This window comes from Pseudomonas entomophila (genome assembly GCF_013523165.1).
GTDB lineage: Bacteria > Pseudomonadota > Gammaproteobacteria > Pseudomonadales > Pseudomonadaceae > Aquipseudomonas > Aquipseudomonas entomophila_A.
The window spans coordinates 1-4,527 of record NZ_JAAMQI010000049.1; the positions used below are offsets into that span (position 1 = coordinate 1).

The 4,527-nt window shown below is 68.5% G+C and carries 4 protein-coding genes; 1 reads left to right on the plus strand and 3 read right to left on the minus strand.

The window, feature by feature from the left end:
* Window positions 1–256 precede the first annotated feature (256 nt).
* The 3 genes from mupP to G7Z99_RS19550 all read right to left on the minus strand — a co-directional run bounded on the left by mupP (window position 257) and on the right by G7Z99_RS19550 (window position 3,019).
* Entirely contained in the window at window positions 257–928 is a 672-nt protein-coding gene (mupP, locus tag G7Z99_RS19540; protein WP_181096787.1) for an N-acetylmuramic acid 6-phosphate phosphatase MupP, read from the minus strand.
* A gap of 2 nt (window positions 929–930) precedes the next feature.
* On the minus strand, window positions 931–1,629 hold the full coding sequence (gene ubiG, locus G7Z99_RS19545; protein ID WP_181096789.1) for a bifunctional 2-polyprenyl-6-hydroxyphenol methylase/3-demethylubiquinol 3-O-methyltransferase UbiG: 699 nt from the start codon (window positions 1,627–1,629) through the stop codon (window positions 931–933).
* Between the two features lie 64 nt (window positions 1,630–1,693).
* Window positions 1,694–3,019: a TRZ/ATZ family hydrolase gene (locus G7Z99_RS19550; protein WP_181096806.1), complete on the minus strand. Its 1,326-nt coding sequence runs from the start codon at window positions 3,017–3,019 to the stop codon at window positions 1,694–1,696.
* Between the two features lie 109 nt (window positions 3,020–3,128).
* Between G7Z99_RS19550 and mtnA the strand changes: the two genes are divergently transcribed.
* The gene (gene mtnA, locus G7Z99_RS19555; protein WP_181096808.1) at window positions 3,129–4,205 is read left to right on the plus strand and encodes an S-methyl-5-thioribose-1-phosphate isomerase; all 1,077 of its coding nucleotides are present in this window, start codon (window positions 3,129–3,131) and stop codon (window positions 4,203–4,205) included.
* Window positions 4,206–4,527 lie beyond the last annotated feature (322 nt).

A 4,527-nucleotide genomic window follows, 5' to 3' on the forward strand; every position in this document is an offset into this window, starting at 1 on the left:
GCCCGAGCATATCTACAATGCGGGCTCGATGCCCTAGGAGCGGCTCTGCTTCATGGCCTTCCCTCGATGATCAGTCGAGAACTTTGGCCTGCAAGGAGGCAAAAGTCGAGATACAAGGAGCGGCCCCAGTGCCGCGATTGGGCCCGCAGGGCCCACAAGATCAGCCATTGCAATGCAGCATGGATCTTCAGGACAGGACAGCCACCCTTGGGTAATCGCACTGGCTTGCCAGCTTGCCAGCGATCACCTCACCCCCTCAGCACCCACACAACGCCCCATCAATGATCCGACGCAGATCCTGCGGCCGATCCACCACCACATCCGCTCCCCAGTGATCGGGGTTGTCCTGCGGATGGATGTACCCGTACCGCACCGCCGCCGTCCGCGTCCCGGCATCGCGGCCCGACTGGATGTCGCGCAGATCGTCCCCGACGAACAGCACGCTGCCCGGATCCAGGTTCAGGGTCTTGCAGGCCAGCGCCACCGGCTCAGGGTCCGGCTTGCTGTGGGTGACGTGGTCGGGGCAGATCAGCACCGCCGAACGCTCGGCCAACCCCAGCCGCTGCATGATCGGCTCGGCGAAGCGAACCGGCTTGTTGGTCACCACGCCCCACAGCAGCTTGCCGTGCTCGAGGTCGGCCAGCAGCTGCTCCATGCCATCGAACAGCCGGCTGTGCACCGCGCAGTCACGCAGGTAGCGCTCGAGGAACTCCAGGCGCAAGGCTTCGAATGCCGGCGCCTCTGGGTCCAGGCCGAAGGTGGCCGCGACCATCGCCCGCGCGCCGCCGGAGATCTCGTCGCGAATGCGCGCGTCCTCGACCGGGGGCAGGCCGCGGTCGGCGAGCATGCCCTGGCAGATGGCGATGAAGTCCGGCGCCGTGTCGAGCAGGGTGCCGTCCATGTCGAAAAGTACCGCTCGCAAACGCATGCTCATTCCTCGCGCAAAGTCTGGATCATGTAGTTGACGTCGACGTCGTTGCTGAGCTTGTAGTGCTTGGTCAGCGGGTTGTAGGTCAGGCCCACGATGTCCTTGACCGTCAGGCCGGCCGTGCGGCTCCACACGCCCAGCTCGGACGGGCGGATGAATTTCTTGAAGTCGTGCGTGCCGCGCGGCAGCAGCTTCATGATGTACTCGGCGCCGATGATGGCGAACAGGTAGGCCTTCGGGTTGCGGTTGATGGTCGAGAAGAACACCTGACCGCCGGGCTTGACCAGGCGATGGCAGGCGCGGATCACCGAGGACGGGTCCGGCACGTGCTCGAGCATCTCCAGGCAGGTGACCACGTCGAACTGGCCTGGCATTTCCTCGGCCATGGCTTCGGCGGTGATCTGCCGGTAGTCGACCTCGACGCCGGACTCCAGCTGGTGCAGGCGGGCCACCGCCAGCGGCGCCTCGCCCATGTCGATGCCGGTGACCGTGGCGCCGCGCAGGGCCATCGCTTCGCTGAGGATGCCGCCGCCGCAACCGACGTCCAGCACCCGCTTGCCGGCCAGGCCGACGCGCTCGTCGACCCAGTTGACCCGCAGCGGGTTGATGTCGTGCAGGGGCTTGAACTCGCTTTCGCGGTCCCACCAGCGGTGGGCCAGGGCCTCGAACTTGGCGATTTCGGCGTGGTCGACGTTGCTCATGGAACGGTCCTCTGAAACTTCGATGTCAAGGGGTCGGGCGGCGGCAGCCAGCGCTGCCGGCCGCTCAATGAAGGTGTTCGCCGATGCGCTCGCCCCAGGCGCGCGCGGTCTGGATCAAGGCGGCTTCGTCCATGCGCAGCAGACGACGGTCGTCCAGCAACTGCCGGCCGGCGACCCAGACGTGCCGGACGCAGTCCCGGCCGGTGGCGTAGATCAGCTGCGAGACCGGGTCGTGCACCGGTTGCTGCGCCAGCCCGGACAGGTCGAAGGCCACGAGGTCCGCCGCCTTGCCGACCTCCAGCGAACCGATGACCGCCTCCAGGCCCAGCGCCCGGGCGCCGTTGAGGGTCGCCATGCGCAGGGCGCGGTGGGCGTCCAGCGCCGTCGCCGAGCCGGCCACGGCCTTGGCCAGCAGCGCGGCGGTACGGGTTTCGCCGAGCAGGTCCAGGTCGTTGTTGCTGGCTGCGCCGTCAGTGCCGATGGCCACGTTGACCCCGGCCTGCCAGAGCCGCTCCACCGGGCAGAAGCCGCTGGCCAGCTTGAGGTTGGACTCCGGGCAATGCACCACGCTGGTGTTGCTCTCCACCAGCAGGGCCAGGTCCTCGTCGCTGACCTGGGTCACGTGCACGGCCTGCAGGCGCGGGCCCAGCAGGCCGAGACGGGCCAGCCGCGCCAGCGGGCGTTCACCGTGCTGGGCCAGGGCGCGCTCGACCTCGTCGGCGGTCTCGTGCAGGTGCATCTGGATGGGGGCGTCGAGTTCGTCGGCGATGACCCGGACCTTCTCCAGTGTCTGGTCACTGACCGTGTACGGGGCGTGCGGGCCCAGGGCGATGCTGATGCGCGGGTGGTGGCGCAGCTCGCTGTACAGCTCGACCGCCGCGTGCAGGCCCTCGTCGGGCGTCGCCGCGCCAGGGATCGGGAAGTCGAGCAGCGGGGCGGCGATCTGCGCCCGGATGCCGCTGCGGTGTACCCGTTCGCAGGCTTCGCGGGGGAAGAAGTACATGTCGGCGAAGCAGGTGATGCCACCCTTGAGCTGCTCGGCGATGGCCAGGTCGGTGCCGTCGCGCACGAAGGCCTCGTCGACCCAGCGCGCCTCGGCCGGCCAGATGTGGTCCTGCAGCCAGGTCATCAGCGGTAGGTCATCGGCCAGGCCGCGGAACAGGCTCATCGCCGCATGCCCGTGCGCGTTGACCAGGCCTGGCGTCAGCACGCAGCCTGGCAGCTCGCGCGTGGTGTGCGCGACCGGTGCCTGCTCGCGGGGGCCGACCCAGGCGATCAGGCCGTCGCGAATCCCCAGCCCCTGGCCCCGCAAGACCACCCCGGCTGGTTCGACGGGCACCAGCCAGTCGGGCAACAGCAGCAGGTCGAGGGGCAGGGCGGCGTTGGGCATGCGTAGGGTACCTGGGGCGATTTGACGTGAGCCGCAGTATACCCGAGCGCCCATCGCCCAGGGTCGCTATAATCGTCGGCTTTTGATGTTCGAACGACGGGGAGAGGCAATGCGCGAGCGACTGTTGGCGGCGGAAAAGGTGCAGGCGCTCGAGTGGCGAGACGGCGCCTTGCACCTGCTCGACCAGCGCCTGTTGCCAGCCCGCGAGAGCTGGCTGACCTGCACCGACATCGACAGCGTGGCCGAGGCGATCCGTGGCATGGCCGTACGCGGCGCACCCGCCATCGGCATCAGCGCCGCCTACGGGCTGCTGCTGGCGCTGCGCCAGCGCCTGGCCGAGGGCGGCGACTGGGAGATGGCGCTGGAGGAGGACTTCCAGCAGCTGGCCGAGGCCCGGCCCACGGCCGCCAACTTGTTCTGGGCCCTGAACCGCATGCGCGAGCGGTTGCTGCGCCGGCGTGACGGCGACGACGTGCTGGCGATCATGGAGGCCGAAGCCATCGCCATTCACCAGAGCGACCGCGAAGCCAACCTGACCATGGCCCAGCACGGCGTCGACCTGATCCGTCGGCACCAGGGCAACGAGCAGGTGGTGCTGACCCATGGCAACGCCGGGGCCTTGGCCACCGGCGGCTTCGGTACCGCGCTGGGGGTGATCCGTGCGGCCTATCTGGAAGGCATGATCGAGCGTGTGTTCGCCAGCGAGACCCGGCCCTGGTTGCAGGGCTCGCGGCTGACGGCCTGGGAGCTGGCGGGCGAGCAGGTCCCGGTGGTGGTCAGCGCCGACTCCGCCGCTGCCCACCTGATGAAGACCAAGGGCCTGACCTGGGTGATCGTCGGCGCCGACTGCATCGCCGCCAATGGCGATGTGGCCAGCAAGATCGGCACCTACCAGCTGGCGGTCCTGGCGATGCACCACGGCGTGCGCTTCATGGTGGTGGCGCCCAGCTCCACCCTCGACCTGAACCTGGAAAGCGGCGAAGACATCGAGCTCGAGGAGCGTGCCCAGAGCGAGCTGCTGGATGTGGCCGGCACGCGCGTGGCGGCGCAGGTCGAGGCCTTCAACCCGGTGTTCGACATCACCCCGGCGGACCTGATCGACGTGATCGTGACCGAGAAGGGCATCGTCGAGCGGCCGGATGCGGCCAAATTGGCCCAGTTGATGTGTCGCAAGCGGTTGCATTGAGGGGGGGTGGGGCTGTGCTCTTGCGGGCAGCCTGAAAGGGCGAAGTAGCTGGTTTTGCGGGCTTTGCAGGCCCGATCGCGGCACAGGGGCCGCTCCTGCAGGGGACTGCGGCGCCTCTTTGTCAGCGTACGGGTACTTTGGCAAGAGCTCCCTAGCCGCACTCGGATAAAGCAGGCAAGCGCGGTCCCTGTAGGAGCGGCCCCTGTGCCGCGATTGGGCCCGCAGGGCCCATAAAACCCGCCCCGCCGTGCCTTTTACCCTGCGCCATTTCAGCAGCCCAGCCCCTCCCTCGCTGGCCCAGGAAGCCCCACCTCGCAGAACA